The organism is Sphingomonas sp. HMP6, from assembly GCF_013374095.1.
Classification (GTDB): domain Bacteria; phylum Pseudomonadota; class Alphaproteobacteria; order Sphingomonadales; family Sphingomonadaceae; genus Sphingomonas.
The window spans coordinates 3,369,812-3,387,943 of record NZ_AP022672.1; the positions used below are offsets into that span (position 1 = coordinate 3,369,812).

The following is an 18,132-nucleotide window of genomic DNA, read 5'->3' on the forward strand; positions in this document are numbered from 1 at the left end:
TCGCGCTCACGCCGCCGCCGCCACGGCGAGCGCCGCCGCCAGGTCGAGCCGCCCGTCATACAGCGCACGCCCGGTAATCACGCCCTCCACCCCGTCGCGATTGTGCAGCGCGAGGACATGGATCTCGGCAATCCCCTTCACGCCGCCGCTGGCAATCACTGGAATCCGCACCGCGCGCGCCAGATCGACCGTCGCCTCGACATTGCACCCTTTCAGCATCCCGTCGCGGCCGACATCGGTGAACAGCAGCGCCGCCACCCCCGCATCCTCGAAGCGCCGCGCCATATCGACCACTTCGACGGTCGAGACATCGGCCCAGCCCTTGGTCGCGACGAAGCCGTCCTTCGCATCGACCGCGACTACAATGCCGCCGGGAAAATCGCGCGCGGCTTCGCGCACCAACTCGGGATTCTCCAGTGCCGCCGTGCCGATCACGACGCGCGAGACGCCAAGGTCGAACCAGCGCTCGATCCCGGCACGGTCGCGAATGCCGCCGCCCAATTGCACATGCCCGGGAAAGCGCGCGACGATCTCGGCGACCGCCTCGCCATTGACCGAGGCGCCCGCAAACGCGCCGTCGAGATCGACCACGTGGAGATATTCCGCGCCCTGTTCGGCAAAGAGCATGGCCTGCGCGGCTGGGTCATCCCCGTACACCGTAGCGCGGTCCATATCGCCCTCGGCCAGGCGCACGACTTGCCCGCCCTTGAGATCGATCGCGGGGAAGATGATGAGGCTCATTGCGCTCTGTCTCCGTCAACACCGTCACCCCGGCCTTGTGCCGGGGTCCACTTGGCGGCCTGACGCAGCGCCAAAGATTCGAGCGACGCGCTCGCCGCGCCGTGGACCCCGGCACGAGGCCGGGGTGACGGAGAAAGGGCCATCAAACCCGCCACGACAAAAACCTTTCCAGCAGCGCCAGGCCGTAGCGCTGGCTCTTTTCCGGGTGAAACTGCACGCCGATCATATTGTCGCGCCCGATCGCGGCGGTCACCGCGCCGCCATGCGCGGTCGTCGCCAGCACGTCGGCCCCGTCAAAGGCGTAGGAGTGCAGGAAATAGGCCTCGCCCGGTTCGATCAGCGGATGCGGCACGGAGGGGACGACATCGTTCCACCCCATATGCGGTACCTTGGCGCTCGCCTCGGTCGGGGTCAGGTGCCGCACCGTCCCGCGCATCCAGCCGAGCCCGGCGTGAACCCCATGTTCTTCGCCCGCATCCGCCATCAATTGCATCCCGACGCAAATGCCGAGGAAGGGCACGGCATCCCGCCGCACGCGGTGCTCCAGCGCCTCGACCATCCCCGGCACAGCGCGCAATGCGGCGGCACACGCCCCGAACGCGCCGACGCCGGGGAGGACGATGCGGTCGGCCTTGGCGATCGCGTCCGCATCGGCGGTGATCAGCACGTCGGTGGCACCCGCCGCCTTCAGCGCGTTGGCGACCGAGTGCAGGTTCCCCGCGCCGTAATCGATCAGCGCAAGGGTCACAGCACCCCCTTGGTGCTCGGAATCACGCCCGCCTTGCGCGGATCGATCTCGACCGCTTCACGAAGCGCGCGCGCGACGCCCTTGAACGCCGCCTCGGCGACGTGGTGGTTGTTGGTGCCGTACAGCGTCTCGATGTGCAGCGTGAGCCCAGCCTCCTGCGCGAAGGAATGGAAGAAATGCTCGAACATCTCGGTATCCATCTCGCCTAGCCGCTTCTGCGAAAATTCGGTCTTCCACACCAGATACGGCCGCCCCGAAATATCGATCGCGACCCGAGTCAGCGTCTCATCCATCGGCGACAGCGCGTCGGCATAGCGCCGGATGCCGCGCTTCTCGCCCAGCGCCTGCAGGATCGCCGCGCCGATCGCGAGTCCCGTGTCCTCGACCGTGTGATGCTGGTCGATGTGCAGATCGCCGACCGTCTTCACGTTCAGGTCGATCAGCGAATGGCGCGACAATTGTTCGAGCATGTGATCGAAAAAGCCGATTCCGGTCGAAATCGTAAAAGCGCCTGTTCCGTCAAGGTTGACGGTCACGTCGATCGACGTTTCGCTGGTGCGGCGGCTGATGGTGGCGGTGCGCGCTGGCGTGGTCATGCGCCCCCAATAGCGCGCTGGCGGACTCATGCAATCTTGACCGAAACCGAAACCGCGCTACCCAAGGGCAGATGAGCGATGGCCTTCCCGATAGCTTGATTCCCTATGACGACATCGTCCAGGAGGCGCTGCGCGCCGTGGTCGGGCGCGTGCTCGGCTCTGTGGCTGCCAATGGCGGGCTTCCGGGCGATCACCATTTCTACGTGACGTTCAAGACACAGGCACCGGGGGTCGACATCCCCAAGCGCCTGATGGAACGCTTTCCCGACGAAATGACGATCGTCATGCAGAACAAATATTGGGATCTCGTCGTCGATGACGAACGCTTCTCGGTCGGCCTGAGCTTCAACCAAATCCCGTCGAAGCTGATCATTCCCTATTCGGCGATCACCGGGTTCCACGATCCTGCGGTCAATTTCGAACTCCGCTTCCAGGCGCAGGACGGCCCCGATGGCCCCGGCCCGCACGATGAAGCCGAAAATGACGGCCCGACGCATGTGCCGGTCGAGGACGGCTCGAACGTCGTCGCGGTGGATTTCAAAAGGAAGAAGTAAGGCGGAGCGAGCCGCGCACGCTGCGCGGCGGTCGCGCAGCGACGCGAACGCCCGGCCGGCGCGGCTCGCCGCGACCGACGTCACGGGATTTACGCCCGTGACGGGCGATCCGCACTCAACCCCCCCTCAAAAATACCGCCCCGCCGCCAGCCCGATCCCCAACACCGGCAGAAATCCTATCGCCGCGCTCACCTGGATCGCCGCGGCCAGCAGCAGCGCCTTGCCCAGCCCGCCGAGCGGGCTTTCCCACCAGCGCCCCGCGCCCATCCGGATAAAGGCGAGGATGCCGATCACGATGATGGCGGCGGATGCGATCTGGCTGATCATTCCGGGCGCATTGGCCCACCATGCGACCGGCAGCATCAACACGGTCCAGCCGCACAAATAGCCGAACGCCGCGCGGAACCCGCGTTTCCATCCCAGATCGTCCGGGTCCCACCAGCGCAGCAACGGTGCGGTGGCGAGCGCGTAGAACATCGACAGGATCGGCACGAGCGTCAGCGACATCCATCCGTCGGCGTCGCCGATAAAGGCATCGCGGCTTTTGCCCGATGCGGCGATCAGCGAATCGACCATGCGCGGCGGTAATCCGGCGAAGATCTTGCGCGCTGCGCCGCCTTGCAGGAACAGGAACAACATCAGGATCGCGTTCAGCCCCATGTAGAGACGGAAGGGCCGGGCAAAAGCTCCGCCACCCGTCGGTCCGGCCGTCATCCAGGCGTGCAGTACCGCGCGCGGGTCGCGCACCAATTGCCAGACGGTATGGAGTTCGAGGCCGCCGAAACCGAGCGTGTCCTCGGACAAGTCGCTGATCTTTTTGCGTAAATCTTCAGGCGCTTGGACGTTCGGCTCCGACATCTTTTTCCCCTCGGTGCGGCGCCCCCGTTGCGCACGGCGCGATCCTACCGAAGCCGGTGGATAAAAAGCAATCCGAGCCGCCCCCCGCATCCCGCGCCGAGCCGACTACTATCGTCGCTGTCCTACCGAGCCCGACCTGCGCTACCCTGGAACCATGGCACTCGGCGTTCGGTTTCCCATGCGTGTCCGATCCGACGGGTCGCGGCGGGGTCATGCCCTGCTAATGGTGTGACTCGTGTGACTTTAAGCGCGTGCATGTGAGGTGATTCATGGCCGAAACCCGTACCGAAACCGATTCGCTCGGGGCGATCGAAGTGCCCGTCAGCGCCTATTGGGGCGCGCAGACGCAGCGTTCGATCGAGAATTTCCCCTTCCCGGCGAGCGAGCGGATGCCGCTTGGGATCGTCCATGCGCTTGCGCTCGTGAAGCAAGCCGCCGCGCGGGTGAACCGCCAGCACGGCCTTGCGCCCTCCATCGCCGACGCGATCGAGGCGGCGGCGGGCGAGATCGTCAGCGACCGCCTCGACGACCAATTCCCGCTCGTCATCTGGCAGACGGGGTCGGGTACGCAGACCAATATGAACGTCAACGAAGTGATTGCAGGTTTTGCGAACGAGGCGCTGACCGGCACGCGCGGCGGCAAGACGCCGGTCCACCCCAACGATCACGTCAACATGAGCCAGTCGTCGAACGACAGTTTCCCGACCGCGCTGCACGTTGCGGCGGTGCTGGCGACCGAAGCGGCGCTGCTGCCCGCGCTCGATCGGCTTGAGGCTTCCCTCGCCGCAAAGGCAAACGAGTGGCGCGACATCGTCAAGATCGGCCGCACCCATACGCAGGATGCGACCCCGCTCACGCTCGGGCAGGAATTCGGCGGTTATGCGGCGCAGCTTGCCAGTTGCCGCCACCGCATCCTGAGTGCGATCGATGGCGATCTGCGCAAGCTCGCGATCGGCGGCACCGCAGTCGGCACCGGGCTGAACGCGCCACCGGGCTGGGCTGCGGACATGACCGCAGCGATCAGCGATATCGCCGACACGCGCTTCGAAACCGCCCCCAACACTTTCGAGCAACTCGCCGCCAAGGATGGGCTGGTCTTCTTCCACGGCGCGCTCAACACATTGGCAGTGGCGTTGACCAAGATCGCCAACGACATCCGCCTGCTCGGCTCCGGCCCGCGTTCGGGGCTGGGCGAACTGTCTCTGCCCGCGAACGAACCGGGCAGCTCGATCATGCCGGGGAAGGTCAACCCGACGCAGTGCGAGAGCCTAACGATGGTTGCCGCGCAAGTGATCGGTAACAATGCCGCCGTCACGGTCGGCGGGATGCAAGGGCATTTCGAACTCAACGTGTTCATGCCGCTGATCGGTGCGAACGTGCTGCGATCGATCCACTTGCTGAGCATCGGCATGACGAGCTTCGCCGAGCGTTGCGTCGCGGGGATCGAGCCGAATCGCGACCGAATCGCTGAGCTGGTCGATCGTTCGCTGATGCTCGTCACCGCGCTCGCGCCCGAGATCGGTTATGACAATGCCGCCAAGATCGCGGAACATGCGCTGGCCGAGGGGCTCACGCTGAAGGAAGCCGGCCTCGCGCTCGGGCTGGTCGATGCTGCGACGTTCGATCGGCTGGTCCGTCCCGAAACGATGGTGTGACGGCCGCGTGGAACCGTTTCGGAACCATATCGTCCGTCGCGCTTTGAGCGGCCACGAAGCGGAGAAAGAACATGAGTTTCACGACGATAATCGGTGCTGCGATCGGCAGCGCGATCGATGGTTCCAGCGGCGACGACAGCAGCGTCGACGGTGCGATCACGGGCGCGATTGCTGCGAACGTCGTGAAGGCGGTGATCCCGCTGGCGGTGACGTTCACGGTTGGCTGGCTGGTGCTGCGCGGTGTCGGCAAGCTCAAGGATCAGGTGTTTGGCGCGGATTTGCCGAAGCGCTAACACTGCGGCGCTCTTGACGCGCGTGGCGCGTCCGCGCCAAGGGCGGGCATGCCCGACCATCGATCTTCCCAGCCCAAGAGCTTCAAACGCCGCGGGCTGATGTTCGTTCTGTCCTCGCCCTCCGGCGCGGGCAAGTCGACGATCGCCAACCGGCTGCTCACGGAGGAGCGCAACAAGCTCAAAATGTCGGTGTCCTACACCACCCGCGCGCCGCGCGCCGGGGAAGTGGAGGGCAAGGACTATCACTTCGTCGACAAGGAGACCTTCCGCGGCATGGCGGAAGACGACCAGTTCCTCGAATGGGCGCGCGTGTTCGACCAACGCTACGGTACGCCGCGCGATACCGTGTTCAAGGATCTCGAGAACGGCCAGGATATCCTGTTCGACATCGATTGGCAGGGCGCGCAGCAATTGTTTCAGCTCGCCGGTGGCGACGTCGTCCGCGTGTTCATCCTGCCGCCGGGCCTGAAGACGCTACGCGAGCGTCTTGAGAAACGCGCGACCGATACGCAGGAAGTCATCGACCGCCGCATGGACCGCGCGCTCGCCGAGGTGAGCCATTGGGACGGGTATGATTATGTCTTGGTCAACGATGACCTCGACGATTGCTACGACTGCGTCCAGACGATCCTCACCGCCGAGCGCCTCAAGCGCTCACGCCAGCGCGGCATGATCGGCTTCATCCGCCGCTTGCCCGAGAAGTAATCCCCGGTGCTCCTGCGAAGGCAGGAGCATGAGGGTGGTCAGCGCTCCAGCAGCTCCAGCATCCGCACGCCCGCATCGAAATCGCGCCGCCGCGCCTCGATCCCGGCGGCGGCGAGCGGATCGCGGCCCCAGCGCTCGGCCTGATAGTCCTCGTCCAGCGTGATCGCGTCCCACACCTGTTCGGGCGTCGCGGCATTCTCGGCGAGCGCCAGCGCAGCGATCAGCGACCCCCCGATCGTCACGATCGGGGATAGCGCCGCCAGCGCAAAGGCATCGCGCGTCGCAATGGCCTCGCTCAGCCGGGTGAGCGTTGCGGCGGGCTGCGCACGGTGCAGGATGCCGGTCGCGGTCTCGAGGTGGACGTCGTAGCGCGCCCGCGCCCAATCGAGCAGGGGATCCCACGCCGCCTGCTGACGCGCGACCAGATCATCGGGCGCATCGGCGCGGTAGCAGAGCAGGTCGCTCTCGGCATAGACCGCCAGACCGCGTGCGAAGAGCGCCGGGTCGGCGCCCACCCGGTCGATCGCGGCATTGGCGAGGCCGGTCAGTGGCATCGCGCGCGGGTCGATCTCGCCCTCGACCGCGCGCCACTCGCCTGCGACCGCCTCTGCCAGCGCCTCGGTCGGCAGCGCCAGCGGCACGCGTCCGGGGGTCCGCACTGGCTTGCCATCGAGCGAGACCGCACGGCCTTCGTCGAGCGCTACATTGATCCAGAAACGCTTCATTCGCTGCCCGGCGGGGTGCGCCAGCGGCGCGCGAGCGCGCGTGGCACGATCGCGATCATCAGCAGCGCCGACAGCACCAGTGCCGTGCCGATGACCTTGGGCAGCGTCGCATCGGAACGCGCGATCAGCAGTAGGCCGAGCAGCGCGCCCGCCGATCCGCCGAGCCGCGTCGCGACGAGCGTGAAATAGCGGTTGCGCGCTTGCGCGTCGGGATCGGTCACGCTGGCATCCTCAACCGTGGACAAGCCGGGGCAGCGCAGCCACCGCATCGGCGATGGCATGCGCGCCCGCAGCCGTCAGCTCGTCCACGGGGTGGTAGCCCCAGGCGACGCCAAGCGCGCGTGCCCCCGCCGCGCGCGCCATCTGCATGTCATAACTCGTGTCGCCGATCATCACCGTTGTGGCAGCCGTTGCGCCCGATTCGGCCATGGCTGTCTCGATCATGGACGGATGCGGCTTGGACGGGTGCCGGTCAGCGGTCTGCAGCGTGACGAAGCGGGCGGCGATGCCGTGATGCGCGAGGATGTGCGCGAGCCCGCGATCGGACTTTCCGGTCGCCACGCCGAGCACCCAGCCTTCGGCCTGCAGCACGTCGAGCACCTCCAGCATCCCTTCGTACAACGGCTCCTCCGCCATCGCACCCGAGGAGCGCATGCGAAAGAACGCCGCCTTGTAATCCTCGGCCAGGCTGCGGTGCAGCGCATCTTCGCCCTCCGGATGCAGCGTGCGCATCGCCTCGACCAGGCTCAGCCCGACGATCCGCCGGATGCGGTCGCGCGGCGGTGCCATGATCCCGGCGAGCTTGAACGCCTCCTCGGCGGAACGACAGATATTGTCCTGGCTGTCGACCAGCGTCCCGTCGCAATCGAAAAGGGCCAGCTTGTTCATCGCGCCATCGCCTCCGCCAGTGCTGGATTGCCGCTGCGGCGCAGGCCCGCGATCACGCCGACATTGTCCTCATCCAGCCGGTGCTGGCTGAGCTTGGTGGTGCCGCGCACCGCCTCGACGGCGACTTCGACCCCCACGATCGCCTTGAGCAATTTGTCGAAATAGGCCGAGTCGGTCTTGGCGCGGGTCCATTGCAGCTCGGGCGAAACCCGCGGTTCGTTGATCGCGGCGAGTGTGTCGAGTTGTGCGGTCAGCTCCGCGTCGTCGAGCAACCGCGCCGTCCCGACGATCTCGACCGCGACATAGTTCCAGGTCGGCACATGCTTCGATCCGAGCGGATCGGCATACCAGCTCGGGCTGACATAGCCGTCGCTGTCGCTCACGCTCAGCAGCAAGGTCGCGCTGTTCAGATGGCGCGCGATCGGGTTGCCGCGCGCGACGTGGAAACGAAAGGCACCCTTAAAAGGCGTGATCGGCGCGTGGGCGACCATCGGACCTTCCGGCGTGGTCGCAAAGATATGCGCAAACCCACGCGCCGCCGCAAAGCTGAGCATCGACGCATCGTCGACGAAGCGGAAGGCGCCGTTGGGATGCACGTCAGTTCAATCCGACGAGCCGCGCCGCCGCCGTTCGCCTTTGCGGTCCTTGCGAACATTCTTGGCGTGCTGACGGGCTTGCTGCTTTTTCACCGCGCGCGTTGGGGGCGGCGGCGATTCGAGCGGCATCGTGTTGCCGAGCATCTCGTCAAAGCCCAATTGCTTCAGGCTCTCGGCGAAATGCGTCGGCAATTCGGCCTGCACGTCGATCGCGCCGCCATCGGGATGGTCGATCCGGATGCGGCGCGAATGGAGATGCATTTTCCGCGAGATATTGCCCGTGAGGAACGCGGCCTGCCCGCCATATTTACCGTCGCCGACAATCGGATGGCCGATCGCGGCGAGATGCACGCGGAGCTGATGCGTGCGCCCGGTATAGGGGATCAGCTCGAGCCACGCCGTCGTCGTCCCGGCCATCTCGATTACGCGGTAGCGCGTCCGTGCGGGCGACCCTTCCTTCTCGTCGACATGCATCTTCTCGCCGCCCGAGCCCGGCTGCTTGCCGATCGGGAGTTCGATCATGCCATCCTCGATCGAGGGCACGCCGACAACCAAAGCCCAATAGGTCTTCCGGGCGGTGCGCGACGAGAACGACTTGGAGAAATAGGCCGCCGCCCGCGCGGTACGGGCGATGAGCAGCGCGCCGCTCGTATCCTTGTCGAGCCGGTGAACCAGCTTGGGGCGGCCATCGAGATCGTCCTGCAACGCATCGAGCAAGCCGTCGACATGCTCGATCGTCTTGGTCCCGCCTTGCGTAGCGAGTCCGGGTGGCTTGTTGAGCACGATCGCCTGCGCGTCGCGGTGGATCACCATTTCGCGCGCGAAGGCGATCTCGTCGTCGCTGAGCGGCGGGCGTTCGCGCTTGACCGGGGCATCGACGCGGACGGGTTCGGCCGGCGGCACGCGGATTGATTGGCCGGCCACGACATGGTCGCCGGGCTTGGCGCGGGCGCCGTCGATGCGGAGTTGCCCGGTGCGCGCCCATTTGGCGACGGTGGTGTAGCTTGTGTCGGGCAAATGCCGCTTGAACCAGCGGTCGAGCCGGATGCCGTCATCATCGACGCCGACGTTGAACTGGCGCACGTCGGAGGTTGCTTTGGTCGGTGCGACGCTCATGCCGCCACCCGCACGAGCGTGAGGCCGGCGAACAACGCGACGATCGATCCGATCACCGAGAGCAGGGCATAGCCGAGCGCGACGCCGAGACTGCCGCGCTCGATCATCGCCACGACATCGAGCGAGAAGGCCGAGAAGGTCGTGAACCCGCCCAGCACGCCGACACCGAGCAGCAATCGCCAATTCTCCCCGGCGTTATAGCGCGCGAGCATCCCTGCGAGCACACCCATCGCAAACCCACCGACGAGGTTCACCGTCAGCGTGCCATAAGGGAAATCCGGGCCGAACCCGCGAAGCGTTGCGCGTCCGACGAGAAAGCGCGCGGCAGAACCGAGCGCGCCGCCCGTCATAACGAAAAGAAGTTGGTACATCGGGCGCTGTTAGCGCGAATTGCGGCCCTTGAGAACCTAGAGCGCGAATGTGCCCGCTCAGCCCCCGTTATTGGCCACCAAATCGACGTCGGTTCCCCCGTCACGACGCCCGGTCAGGAACAGGACATAGGCGCCGCCATCGCGGTCGCGCGTGCCGCCAAGCGTGTGTTCGGTCCCATCCGACTGATGCTCGGCCGAGAAGCCGCCATTGGTAACGCGGGTATAATACCAGTCGAGCACGGTCTGCAGTTTGGCCGAGGTCGAGAAGGTAACGGCGCGCAAATGGCAGGCGCTCGTATCTGCACCGGCCGCTTCGGCAACGCGCGCACCGGGATAGAGCGGCACGTCAGCCGGAAGCTTCTCGGCCCAGCGCGCGGAGTAGCGCATCGCACCGGCACAGCCGCTGGTGCTTTTGTCCTTCTGGCGCGAGGCCAGCGCGCCGAGCGTGAGCGAATCGCGGGCCGCTTGGCAGTTGGGGCAGTCCTTCGTGGCCGGGGCCGGGGTCGATTTGATCGTTTCGCTGGTCGCGGCACCCGTGGTTCCACCACCCGACTGCGCGATGCCGACCGGGGGTACGCCGCCCGAATACGGCTGGGCAGGCGGCCGGACGCTGTCGGCATTGGATTGCTGGGCGAGTGCGGGATCGACCATGATCTGGTCGTGCAGCGCGCTCGTCATTGCCGGGTCGCTCGCGTTGGTGCCGCCGGACCCGGCCTCGACTAACTCATTGTCGAGCGAATCGAGGTTGCGATCATCGTCGCGCTTGCCACACGCGAGCAGCGCGAGGGGCAAAGCGACCATGCCGACCGTGCGGAAATGCGAGAGATTCATCGACCGACAGCTCCAGAACAGACGCCTATTCTGCACCCGCCACGGTTAAAAAAGCCTTTGGGATGGAGATGTCGCGTGTGTTGCCTTGCTAAAGCGCCCGCGCATTGCCATGTTCGGGACATGGGTATGATCGTCAATATCGTTTCGGTTCTGGTGGGCCTCGTCGCGCTGCCGGTGGCATTGGTCGGGCTGGTGCCGTTCTTCGGGATCGCCAATTATCTGGCGATCCCGATTGCGGTCGTGGGTGCCGCGATCGGGATGCTGTCGGGACACAAGTCCGGGCGTAATTTCAATCTGTTCGTTATTATCGTCGCGGTCATCCGCCTGTTTCTGGGCGGTGGCCTGTTCTAGACGCGCGAAAGGCCCGACGCTTGCGCGCCGGGCCTTCCGATGATCAGATTAGCGGCACCGAACCTGACCGCGATCGATCGACTGGCCGAGCAGTGCGCCCGCACCACCGCCCAGCAGCGTGCCGAGCGTGCGCGACCCGCCGCCTGCCAGCGAGTTGCCGAGCAGACCGCCGGCCAGACCGCCGATGATCAAACCGGTCGTACCGTCGCTCCGGCGGCAGTAATAGCGGTTGTCGTTGCCGCGATAGATCCGGTCGTTGCGACCAAGGCGACGCACCTGGTAATTGTTACCGGGGCGGTAATAGCGATCGGCATAATAGGTACGCTGACCATTTTCGAAGCGGTTGTAATCGTAATTGCGATACTGCCGCCAATCCCGATTCCGGTCGCGCTTCGCATCACGGACGTCGCGACGATACTCCTGACGGGCATCGCGAACATCGCGGCGATCGTCGGCATTGCGGACGTCACGGCGATAGTCCTGGCGCGCGTCACGGACGTCGCGATTGTATTCGCGATTGGGGTTGTTCTGAGCGACGGCGGGGATCGCCGACAGTGAGGTGGCCGCGATGGCGGCGGCGAGAATGAGTTTGCGCATGTGAAATGCTCCTTAGGTAATCCGTGCTGGATTACAGGGTAGAACCGTCTCCGCCGCGCGAGGTTGCGTGAACCGAAAACTACACCGCGTTCACCCGCCCGCAAGCTCGGTCAGGGGTTGAGCGTGTGCGTCAGCGTGATCTCGGCCTTGAACAGCTTCGAAACCGGGCAATGCGCCTTGGCATCGGCGGCGATCGTTTCGAACTGTTCCGCCGAAATACCCTCGATCACGGCTTTCAGATCGAGTGCGGACTTGGTGATGGTGAATCCATCGCCATCCTTTTCGAGCGTCACCTTGGCGGTGGTGTCGAGACGACCGGCGGTAAATCCGGCGCCGGCCAGCGCGAAGCTCAAGGCCATCGTGAAACAGGACGCATGCGCGGCGGCAATCAATTCCTCGGGATTGGTGCCGATCCCGTCCTCGAAGCGGCTGCCAAAGCCATATTGCGCGTGCGACAATACACCCGATTGGGTGCAGACATGGCCTTTGCCATCCTTGCCAAAGCCATCATAGCTGGCCGATCCACTGCGTGTCGTCATCGTCTCGCTCCCTCAAAGACCACGAAAAAGGCGCGCACCCGGTGGAGGTGCGCGCCTGATATAGGGTGTCTTTGTGACCGCTGTTAGCGGCAGCGGCGATCCGCCGTCATCGTGCGGTCGATCGCGCGTCCGCCGAACGCGCCGGCAACGCCGCCGAGCACGGTGCCGAGCGTCTTGTCGCCGCGGCCGGCGATCGAGTTGCCGAGCAATGCCCCGCCAACGCCACCGGCGATCAGGCCGGTGGTGCCATCCGAATGGCGGCAGTACCGGCGGCCATCGCTGGCGTTATAAGCGCGCGGCTTATAATGCCGGTGCTTGCGCGCTTCGGCCTGGGTAGTGGGCACTACCATCGTGGCGGGGATGACGAGCGAGGCGGCGCTAAGCGCCAAGATGAAATTACGCATAAGATACTCCCGTGTGGCTGCTACTTGCCTTGGATCAATTCCATACCTGTAACGATCGCCCTTTTAGTTCGGTTTCATGAACCTGAAACAACGCCGTGTTCATACGCGCCAAGGCTATCGTACAGGAGCATCGGACCTCTCAATTTATCCCCGATATCCACGTTATTCACAGGTGCGCGCGCGTGATTTGGGGTTGGTGCGACTCGAAGATCATGACAGCATCATGACTGTAAGCAAGCGGTGACAAAGCGAGAAATCGAAGAGAAATCAAATGCTTATGCCGCGAAAAGTGCCTAGGTGCCGCAAGGAAACCAGGCGTCGATCGCGGCGGAGGCTCGGGCAAGGTGACGGGACGGCGGTCGCGCAAGCGGTGGCAGGTCGGTGACCCGAGACAGGCTTCCAAAAGTGTCCAGGCTGGGCTGTCGCTTGCGACGAAGAGCAGGGGTACTGGTGTCGGGATGGTCGAAGAGCGCGTTTCTTCACGGGGAAAGCGGCTTCACCGGAGCGGGACCGAGGCAAAGTGGACGGGGCAACCCGAACGCCGCGCTGGCCACCAGGGTCGCGGGTGCTGAGACTTGCAAGAGGATCGCGCCCGACCCTGGCGACCGAAACGCGAAATCGGCACCGTTCGCGGTGCGGGTGGAGCGATCGAGGTCGAGGCAATGGGGGTCGGCAGCGATGCCGGCCTCTTTTTGCATGGGGGAAGTGGCGCGTGCGGGCTCCCTTGCGGCACCCGCTTCCCCCTTAAAACCGGTACCCACGCCGTAGGGGTTTTAGATCGCGGCCAACACGATCCGCGCCCGCGCGCAATCCGCCTCCATCTGCGCCATCAGCGCCTCCAGCGACTCGAACTTCGCTTCGGGGCGCAGATAGTCGATCAGCTCGACTTCGATCATCTGGCCGTACAAATCCTCGTTGAAATCGAAGAAATACGGTTCGAGCAATTCCTTCGGCGGATCGAACGTCGGGCGAATGCCGAGGTTCGCTGCACCATCCAGCATGCGCCCGTCGGGCAGCCGCCCGCGCACGGCGTAGATGCCGTACGCCGGGCGGAGATAGGTTCCCATGTCGAGGTTGGCGGTCGGATAGCCGATCGTCCGCCCGACCTTGTCGCCATGCTGCACCACGCCGGCCACCGCGAACGGGCGGGTTAGCAGTTGCGCGGCGCCGCTTGGGTTTCCGGCCTTCAGCAGATCGCGAATCCGGCTCGACGATACGGCCATGCCGTCGAGCGCGACCGGCCCGACCGTCTCGACCGAAAATCCGTTCTTCAGGCCGAGGTCGACCAGCACATCGACGTCGCCGCCCTTGTCCTTCCCGAACGTGAAATCCGCGCCCGTCACCACGCCGCCGGCGCGCAGCTTGTCGAGCAGCCGGTCGCCAACGAACTCCGCGGCCGTCTGCGCGGCGAGCCCAGCGTCAAAGCCGAACACCACCATCGCATCGGCGCCGGCATTGGCGAACAGCCGCTCGCGCTGGTCGAGCGTCGTCAGGCGGAAGGGCGGGGTATCGGGTCGGAAATAGCGGACTGGATGCGGGTCGAACGTCGCGACGATTGCCGGCCGTCCCTCGGCCCGCGCTTGCGCGATCGCACGGCCAACCACCGCCTGGTGCCCAAGGTGAAATCCATCGAAATTGCCGAGCGCCACGATCCCGCCGCGAAACTGTTCGGGGATCACCGCGCCGCCGTCGAGCCGCGTCATGGCGGGGGCTATACGGGGCGCTTGGCGGGTGCGCTAGAGGCTGTGGGGACGATCCCGGCGCGGAGCACGCGCAGAACATTGCCGCCCATCACCTTGGCGATGTCGGCATCGCTGAAACCGCGGTCGATCAACGCTTGCGTGACGGCGGCGATTTGGCTCGAATCGAAGCCGGTTGTCACCGCGCCGTCAAAGTCGGAGCCGAGCCCGACATGGTCGATACCGACCAGATCCCGGACGTGTGCGATCGCCGCGGCGGCGGCCTCGGGCTTGGTCGAACAGATTGCCGCATCCCAATAGCCGATGCCGATCACCCCGCCGGTGCGGGCGATGCCGCGAATCTCGGCGTCGGTCAGGTTGCGATTGACCTTGCAGGTCGCCTGCACGCCGCCATGGCTCGCGACGACTGGACGGCGCGCCATCGCCAGCACCTCGGCGATCGTCGCATGGCTCGAATGCGCGATGTCGGCGATCATGCCGATCGCCTCCATCCGCCGCACGACCTGACGGCCGAGCGGGGTCAGCCCGCCTTTTGCTTCGCCGTGCATCGATCCGGCGACGTCATTGTCGAAGAAATGCGCGAGGCCCGCCATGCGGAACCCGGCAGTGTAAAGCGTGTCGAGATTGGCGAACTTGCCCTCCAGATCCTGCAACCCCTCGATCGACAGCATCCCACCGACGACCTTTTTGCCCTGCGCCCGGTCGGCGAGCAGCCGGTCGAGGTCGCTTGCGGTGCGGATCACGCGAAGCTGGCCGTTCGAGCCGGCGGCGTAGCGATCGAGCTTCTGCGCATGCCACAAGGATCGCTGAAGCAGCGAACCCCAGGTGCGTGGCGGCTGCAGATCGGCGATGGTGAGCGCGGTGATATTGTCGGTGTTCGCAGAGTTGGCGACGTAATTCTGCCCCTTCGGCGTCTTGGTGACCGAGGAGAATACCTGCAGCGCGTAATTGCCGGCGATCAGGCGCGGCAGATCGATCTGGCCGCGATCGGCACGCGTCAGCAGGCTGCGCTGCCACAGCAAGGTGTCGGCGTGCATGTCGGCGATCTGAAGCTTAGCGTTCAGCGCCTGCGCGCGCGGGGTGATCTTGAGCGGCACCGCGACGACCTGGTTCATCCCGCGCTCGACGATGCCGGGTGCCAGCGTAAAGAACAGGATGGCGGCAAAGAGGGTGAGGGCGAGGCCGCCGAGCAGGATTTTGCGCATCTCTTTCCTCACCTTCCCCATTCAGCCTTCCCCGGCGAAGGCCGGGGCCCAGTCGCGGGAAGCTGTGTTGGGAAGATGGGTGCTCGATTATCGAAGGTCTGGCAACTGGGCCCCGGCCTCCGCCGGGGTAGAGTGGACGCGTTAAGCGCGCTCCAGCGTCACGAAACTATAGCCGGGCCGCGCACCCTCAGGCGCATGGTCCTCGCGCGCCACTTCGCGCCAATCAGAAAACCCCGGAACGACTGCATCGCCCTCCGGCGACGCATACACCTCGGTCAGCTCCACCCGGTCCGCCAGCGGCTCGAACAAGGCGAACACCTCAGCCCCACCGATCACCGCAACGTCGCCGTCCCCGGTCAGCGCCAGCGCCGCCTCGACCGAGTGCGCCACCTCGGCCCCGCCCGCCGACCACCCTGTATCGCGCGTCAGCACGATATGCCGCCGCTCCGGCAAGGGTGCCGGAAAGCTCTCGAAGGTCTTGCGTCCCATCACCATCGGCTTGCCCATCGTCAGCGCCTTGAAGCGCTTCAAATCGGCCGGCAAATGCCATGGCAATTTCCCGTCACGCCCGATCACGCCATTTTCGGCCCGCGCGAGGATCAGCACGATCATATCGCCACCGCCGCCTTGATATGCGGCTGCGCGACATAATCCACGATCCGGAAATCCTCATATTCGTAAGCGTCGATCGCGCCGGGATCGCGCAGGATTTCCAGCCGCGGCAGCACGCCCGGCGTCCGCGTCAATTGCTCGCGCGCTTGCTCCAGATGGTTCGAATACAAATGACAATCGCCGCCGGTCCAGATGAATTCGCCCGGTTCCAGCCCGCATTGCTGCGCCAGCAGCAGCGTCAGCAGCGCGTAGCTGGCGATGTTGAACGGCACGCCCAGAAAGATGTCGGCCGAGCGCTGGTAGAGCTGGAGCGACAGTTTGCCGTTCGCGACATAGGTCTGGAACAGGCAGTGGCACGGGGCCAGCGCCATCGCGTGCAGATCGCCCGGATTCCAGGCGCTGACGATCTGGCGGCGCGAGGCGGGATTGGTTTTGATCTGCGTGATCAACTCGGCGATCTGATCGATATGGCGGCCGTCTGCCGTCTCCCAATCGCGCCATTGCTTGCCGTAGACCGGGCCGAGGTCGCCCGCTTCATCGGCCCATTCGTCCCAAATGCTGACCTTGCGATCGCGCAACCAGCCGACGTTGGTGTCGCCGCGCAGGAACCACAGCAATTCGATGATGATCGAGCGCACGTGCAGTTTCTTGGTGGTGAGCAACGGAAAACCGTCGGCGAGATCGAACCGCATCTGGTGGCCGAACACGCTGAGCGTCCCCGTGCCCGTGCGGTCCATTTGGGGCGCGCCATGGTCCAGCACGCGGCGCATCAGATCGAGATAGGCTTGCATGCCGTCGGTGTAGCGTCCCGCCGCCGCCGCGCCAACTGCCGCCTTGCATCCGGGTTTCGGGCCATTTCGGATGCTGTTTGCGTATCGCGGATCGCGACTTTGCGGAATTCGTGAAATAATGGAGCAAGCTCATGTCCATTTGCCGCTGGAACGGCTCGCGGCGCTGGAGATCGGCCCGCTCGGTGCCACCATCGCGTTGTTCGCGCCGATCGCCACGGTGTGCGAAGAGATCGCGGTCTTCGCGTATCTCGGTCCGGAATGGAGGCTTCTCGGCATGCGGCACGTTCCGTCGGGCCTGGCCGATGCGGTCACGATCTCCTTACGCGAAATCGTTACCGATGCGCTTGCTTTCGATTGCTTGGCGGTGGTGATGGCGCACAACCATCCAAGTGGCGACCCGACGCCGAGCAATGCCGATTACGCCTTCACCCGCCGCCTGGCCTATGCGCTCGATCTGGTCGGGGTGCGGCTGTTCGATCATCTGGTGATCGCATGCGACGGGTGCGAGAGCTTTCGCCAGCGTGGCCTGCTTTAGCGCAGCCGGCAGGCCTTGATCGCGCTGGGGTCGGGCCGGGTGCCGGTCGGGCGGAACGCGGCGAGATACCCGCCCGCCGAGGGCATGTTGTAGCGTGCGACCTCGGCATAGCCGACTGCGGCGAATTCGCAGCGTAGCAGCGCAGGCGGCGTGCCGTGGTTCTGCGTCGGACGGTCGGCATCAACGACAATGACGAGGCCGTCGGGCTTCAGTGACGGGCGCATGCGCCACAGGAATTCGTAGGGCTGCGCGATCTCATGGTACATGTGCACCATCAGCACGCGGTCGAAACTGTTGGCGGGCAAGCGCGGGTCGGCGGACGCGCCGAGGCGGACGCTGACATTTTCAAGCCGCTCGCGCGTGACGCGAAGCGCCAACGTGTCGCGCACCTCGGCAACGATGTCCTCGGCCAGCACGCGACCATTCTTGCCCACGCGGCTGGCCAAGCGGATCGTGTAATAACCTTCACCCGCGCCGATGTCGGCGACGGTCATGCCGGGCTTGATTCCGGCCTTGTTCATCACTTCGCTCGCTTCGTTGACGCGGTCGCGCGCTTCCTCGGTCGACCAGCGCGACGAAATGATCGCGGCGACCGGGCGGTCGGCTGCGGGGAAGGGGCCGGCCTTCTGCGTTGTGTCGGGCACGCGCGGCTGTCCGCCGTCGCAAGCGGCGAGGAGCAAGAGCGCCCCCAACACCGTTCGTTTCGAGCGAAGTCGAGAAA

At 65.3% G+C, this 18,132-nt stretch carries 25 protein-coding genes; 6 read left to right on the forward strand and 19 right to left on the reverse strand.

Features of this window, described 5'->3' with window-relative positions; translation table 11 throughout:
- Positions 1 to 6 precede the first annotated feature (6 nt).
- From hisA to hisB, 3 genes are all read right to left on the reverse strand, one after another.
- The gene (gene hisA, locus HMP06_RS16500; protein WP_176498063.1) at positions 7 to 741 is read right to left on the reverse strand and encodes a 1-(5-phosphoribosyl)-5-[(5-phosphoribosylamino)methylideneamino]imidazole-4-carboxamide isomerase; all 735 of its coding nucleotides are present in this window, start codon (positions 739 to 741) and stop codon (positions 7 to 9) included.
- A gap of 142 nt (positions 742 to 883) precedes the next feature.
- Complete coding sequence (hisH, locus tag HMP06_RS16505; protein WP_176498064.1) at positions 884 to 1,489, reverse strand: imidazole glycerol phosphate synthase subunit HisH; 606 nt, start codon at positions 1,487 to 1,489, stop codon at positions 884 to 886.
- On the reverse strand, positions 1,486 to 2,085 hold the full coding sequence (gene hisB / locus HMP06_RS16510) for an imidazoleglycerol-phosphate dehydratase HisB (RefSeq protein WP_176498065.1): 600 nt from the start codon (positions 2,083 to 2,085) through the stop codon (positions 1,486 to 1,488). The genes hisH and hisB overlap by 4 nt, the downstream gene beginning before the upstream one ends.
- 71 nt (positions 2,086 to 2,156) lie before the next feature.
- Here hisB and HMP06_RS16515 point away from each other — a divergent pair, with 71 nt between their 5' ends.
- The gene (locus HMP06_RS16515; RefSeq protein WP_176498066.1) at positions 2,157 to 2,639 is read left to right on the forward strand and encodes an SspB family protein; all 483 of its coding nucleotides are present in this window, start codon (positions 2,157 to 2,159) and stop codon (positions 2,637 to 2,639) included.
- Positions 2,640 to 2,765: 126 nt separating this feature from the next.
- On the opposite strand, the gene HMP06_RS16520 is transcribed toward HMP06_RS16515, so the two are convergent.
- The gene (locus HMP06_RS16520) at positions 2,766 to 3,497 is read right to left on the reverse strand and encodes a hypothetical protein (protein ID WP_176498067.1); all 732 of its coding nucleotides are present in this window, start codon (positions 3,495 to 3,497) and stop codon (positions 2,766 to 2,768) included.
- A gap of 269 nt (positions 3,498 to 3,766) precedes the next feature.
- Here HMP06_RS16520 and fumC point away from each other — a divergent pair, with 269 nt between their 5' ends.
- The 3 genes from fumC to gmk all read left to right on the forward strand — a co-directional run bounded on the left by fumC (position 3,767) and on the right by gmk (position 6,150).
- Positions 3,767 to 5,152: a class II fumarate hydratase gene (fumC, locus tag HMP06_RS16525; RefSeq protein ID WP_176498068.1), complete on the forward strand. Its 1,386-nt coding sequence runs from the start codon at positions 3,767 to 3,769 to the stop codon at positions 5,150 to 5,152.
- A gap of 71 nt (positions 5,153 to 5,223) precedes the next feature.
- On the forward strand, positions 5,224 to 5,445 hold the full coding sequence (locus HMP06_RS16530) for a hypothetical protein (protein ID WP_176498069.1): 222 nt from the start codon (positions 5,224 to 5,226) through the stop codon (positions 5,443 to 5,445).
- 48 nt (positions 5,446 to 5,493) lie between these two features.
- On the forward strand, positions 5,494 to 6,150 hold the full coding sequence (gmk, locus tag HMP06_RS16535; protein WP_176498070.1) for a guanylate kinase: 657 nt from the start codon (positions 5,494 to 5,496) through the stop codon (positions 6,148 to 6,150).
- A 38-nt stretch (positions 6,151 to 6,188) separates the two neighbouring features.
- Here the strand turns inward: gmk and HMP06_RS16540 are convergent, their stop codons facing one another.
- From HMP06_RS16540 to HMP06_RS16570, 7 genes are read right to left on the reverse strand one after another with little or no spacing between them, the layout of a single operon-like run.
- Positions 6,189 to 6,875 carry an ATP12 family chaperone protein gene (locus HMP06_RS16540; protein WP_176498071.1) on the reverse strand — a complete coding sequence of 229 codons (687 nt, stop codon included), beginning with the start codon at positions 6,873 to 6,875 and terminating at the stop codon, positions 6,189 to 6,191.
- On the reverse strand, positions 6,872 to 7,096 hold the full coding sequence (locus HMP06_RS16545; RefSeq protein ID WP_176498072.1) for a hypothetical protein: 225 nt from the start codon (positions 7,094 to 7,096) through the stop codon (positions 6,872 to 6,874). Before HMP06_RS16545 ends, HMP06_RS16540 begins: the two co-directional genes overlap by 4 nt.
- A gap of 10 nt (positions 7,097 to 7,106) precedes the next feature.
- Positions 7,107 to 7,763 (reverse strand): HAD-IA family hydrolase, encoded by a 657-nt coding sequence (locus HMP06_RS16550; RefSeq protein ID WP_176498073.1) that lies wholly within the window; start codon positions 7,761 to 7,763, stop codon positions 7,107 to 7,109.
- Positions 7,760 to 8,359 (reverse strand): FMN-binding negative transcriptional regulator, encoded by a 600-nt coding sequence (locus HMP06_RS16555; RefSeq protein WP_176498074.1) that lies wholly within the window; start codon positions 8,357 to 8,359, stop codon positions 7,760 to 7,762. Before HMP06_RS16555 ends, HMP06_RS16550 begins: the two co-directional genes overlap by 4 nt.
- Before the next feature lie 6 nt (positions 8,360 to 8,365).
- Complete coding sequence (locus HMP06_RS16560; RefSeq protein WP_176498075.1) at positions 8,366 to 9,475, reverse strand: RluA family pseudouridine synthase; 1,110 nt, start codon at positions 9,473 to 9,475, stop codon at positions 8,366 to 8,368.
- Positions 9,472 to 9,846, reverse strand: coding sequence for a fluoride efflux transporter CrcB (crcB, locus tag HMP06_RS16565; protein WP_176498076.1), 375 nt, complete (start codon positions 9,844 to 9,846; stop codon positions 9,472 to 9,474). Before crcB ends, HMP06_RS16560 begins: the two co-directional genes overlap by 4 nt.
- 57 nt (positions 9,847 to 9,903) lie before the next feature.
- Complete coding sequence (locus HMP06_RS16570) at positions 9,904 to 10,677, reverse strand: hypothetical protein (protein ID WP_176498077.1); 774 nt, start codon at positions 10,675 to 10,677, stop codon at positions 9,904 to 9,906.
- A gap of 120 nt (positions 10,678 to 10,797) precedes the next feature.
- Between HMP06_RS16570 and HMP06_RS16575 the strand changes: the two genes are divergently transcribed.
- Complete coding sequence (locus HMP06_RS16575; protein WP_176498078.1) at positions 10,798 to 11,028, forward strand: hypothetical protein; 231 nt, start codon at positions 10,798 to 10,800, stop codon at positions 11,026 to 11,028.
- Between the two features lie 48 nt (positions 11,029 to 11,076).
- On the opposite strand, the gene HMP06_RS16580 is transcribed toward HMP06_RS16575, so the two are convergent.
- From HMP06_RS16580 to HMP06_RS16610, 7 genes are all read right to left on the reverse strand, one after another.
- On the reverse strand, positions 11,077 to 11,625 hold the full coding sequence (locus tag HMP06_RS16580; RefSeq protein WP_176498079.1) for a glycine zipper 2TM domain-containing protein: 549 nt from the start codon (positions 11,623 to 11,625) through the stop codon (positions 11,077 to 11,079).
- Between the two features lie 110 nt (positions 11,626 to 11,735).
- Entirely contained in the window at positions 11,736 to 12,164 is a 429-nt protein-coding gene (locus tag HMP06_RS16585; RefSeq protein ID WP_176498080.1) for an OsmC family protein, read from the reverse strand.
- Positions 12,165 to 12,247: 83 nt separating this feature from the next.
- On the reverse strand, positions 12,248 to 12,568 hold the full coding sequence (locus HMP06_RS16590; RefSeq protein ID WP_176498081.1) for a glycine zipper 2TM domain-containing protein: 321 nt from the start codon (positions 12,566 to 12,568) through the stop codon (positions 12,248 to 12,250).
- Positions 12,569 to 13,341: 773 nt separating this feature from the next.
- Positions 13,342 to 14,271 (reverse strand): bifunctional riboflavin kinase/FAD synthetase, encoded by a 930-nt coding sequence (locus HMP06_RS16595; protein ID WP_176498082.1) that lies wholly within the window; start codon positions 14,269 to 14,271, stop codon positions 13,342 to 13,344.
- 8 nt (positions 14,272 to 14,279) lie between these two features.
- A complete protein-coding gene (locus HMP06_RS16600; RefSeq protein ID WP_176498083.1) occupies positions 14,280 to 15,473 on the reverse strand; it encodes a dipeptidase in 1,194 nt (397 codons plus the stop codon).
- 141 nt (positions 15,474 to 15,614) lie between these two features.
- Positions 15,615 to 16,085, reverse strand: coding sequence for a dihydrofolate reductase (locus HMP06_RS16605; RefSeq protein WP_176498084.1), 471 nt, complete (start codon positions 16,083 to 16,085; stop codon positions 15,615 to 15,617).
- Positions 16,082 to 16,876 (reverse strand): thymidylate synthase, encoded by a 795-nt coding sequence (locus HMP06_RS16610; protein WP_176498085.1) that lies wholly within the window; start codon positions 16,874 to 16,876, stop codon positions 16,082 to 16,084. Before HMP06_RS16610 ends, HMP06_RS16605 begins: the two co-directional genes overlap by 4 nt.
- A 118-nt stretch (positions 16,877 to 16,994) precedes the next feature.
- On the opposite strand from HMP06_RS16610, the gene HMP06_RS16615 reads away from it, so the two are divergent.
- Positions 16,995 to 17,411 (forward strand): JAB domain-containing protein, encoded by a 417-nt coding sequence (locus tag HMP06_RS16615; RefSeq protein WP_176498086.1) that lies wholly within the window; start codon positions 16,995 to 16,997, stop codon positions 17,409 to 17,411.
- Here HMP06_RS16615 and HMP06_RS16620 read toward each other — a convergent pair.
- Positions 17,408 to 18,106, reverse strand: a complete 699-nt coding sequence (locus HMP06_RS16620; RefSeq protein WP_232089753.1) for a class I SAM-dependent methyltransferase — start codon at positions 18,104 to 18,106, stop codon at positions 17,408 to 17,410. The genes HMP06_RS16615 and HMP06_RS16620 overlap by 4 nt on opposite strands.
- Positions 18,107 to 18,132: the final 26 nt, after the last annotated feature.

What these genes read in the sequence shown, in the direction of transcription:
- hisA (WP_176498063.1), bottom strand. Translation starts at nt 741, where the DNA reads ATGAGCCTCATCATCTTCCCCGCGATCGATCTCAAGGGCGGGCAAGTC.
- hisB (WP_176498065.1), bottom strand. Translation starts at nt 2,085, where the DNA reads ATGACCACGCCAGCGCGCACCGCCACCATCAGCCGCCGCACCAGCGAA.
- HMP06_RS16515 (WP_176498066.1), top strand. Translation starts at nt 2,157, where the DNA reads ATGAGCGATGGCCTTCCCGATAGCTTGATTCCCTATGACGACATCGTC.
- HMP06_RS16520 (WP_176498067.1), bottom strand. Translation starts at nt 3,497, where the DNA reads ATGTCGGAGCCGAACGTCCAAGCGCCTGAAGATTTACGCAAAAAGATC.
- fumC (WP_176498068.1), top strand. Translation starts at nt 3,767, where the DNA reads ATGGCCGAAACCCGTACCGAAACCGATTCGCTCGGGGCGATCGAAGTG.
- HMP06_RS16530 (WP_176498069.1), top strand. Translation starts at nt 5,224, where the DNA reads ATGAGTTTCACGACGATAATCGGTGCTGCGATCGGCAGCGCGATCGAT.
- gmk (WP_176498070.1), top strand. Translation starts at nt 5,494, where the DNA reads ATGCCCGACCATCGATCTTCCCAGCCCAAGAGCTTCAAACGCCGCGGG.
- HMP06_RS16540 (WP_176498071.1), bottom strand. Translation starts at nt 6,875, where the DNA reads ATGAAGCGTTTCTGGATCAATGTAGCGCTCGACGAAGGCCGTGCGGTC.
- HMP06_RS16550 (WP_176498073.1), bottom strand. Translation starts at nt 7,763, where the DNA reads ATGAACAAGCTGGCCCTTTTCGATTGCGACGGGACGCTGGTCGACAGC.
- HMP06_RS16560 (WP_176498075.1), bottom strand. Translation starts at nt 9,475, where the DNA reads ATGAGCGTCGCACCGACCAAAGCAACCTCCGACGTGCGCCAGTTCAAC.
- crcB (WP_176498076.1), bottom strand. Translation starts at nt 9,846, where the DNA reads ATGTACCAACTTCTTTTCGTTATGACGGGCGGCGCGCTCGGTTCTGCC.
- HMP06_RS16570 (WP_176498077.1), bottom strand. Translation starts at nt 10,677, where the DNA reads ATGAATCTCTCGCATTTCCGCACGGTCGGCATGGTCGCTTTGCCCCTC.
- HMP06_RS16575 (WP_176498078.1), top strand. Translation starts at nt 10,798, where the DNA reads ATGGGTATGATCGTCAATATCGTTTCGGTTCTGGTGGGCCTCGTCGCG.
- HMP06_RS16580 (WP_176498079.1), bottom strand. Translation starts at nt 11,625, where the DNA reads ATGCGCAAACTCATTCTCGCCGCCGCCATCGCGGCCACCTCACTGTCG.
- HMP06_RS16585 (WP_176498080.1), bottom strand. Translation starts at nt 12,164, where the DNA reads ATGACGACACGCAGTGGATCGGCCAGCTATGATGGCTTTGGCAAGGAT.
- HMP06_RS16590 (WP_176498081.1), bottom strand. Translation starts at nt 12,568, where the DNA reads ATGCGTAATTTCATCTTGGCGCTTAGCGCCGCCTCGCTCGTCATCCCC.
- HMP06_RS16595 (WP_176498082.1), bottom strand. Translation starts at nt 14,271, where the DNA reads ATGACGCGGCTCGACGGCGGCGCGGTGATCCCCGAACAGTTTCGCGGC.
- HMP06_RS16600 (WP_176498083.1), bottom strand. Translation starts at nt 15,473, where the DNA reads ATGCGCAAAATCCTGCTCGGCGGCCTCGCCCTCACCCTCTTTGCCGCC.
- HMP06_RS16605 (WP_176498084.1), bottom strand. Translation starts at nt 16,085, where the DNA reads ATGATCGTGCTGATCCTCGCGCGGGCCGAAAATGGCGTGATCGGGCGT.
- HMP06_RS16610 (WP_176498085.1), bottom strand. Translation starts at nt 16,876, where the DNA reads ATGCAAGCCTATCTCGATCTGATGCGCCGCGTGCTGGACCATGGCGCG.
- HMP06_RS16615 (WP_176498086.1), top strand. Translation starts at nt 16,995, where the DNA reads ATGGAGCAAGCTCATGTCCATTTGCCGCTGGAACGGCTCGCGGCGCTG.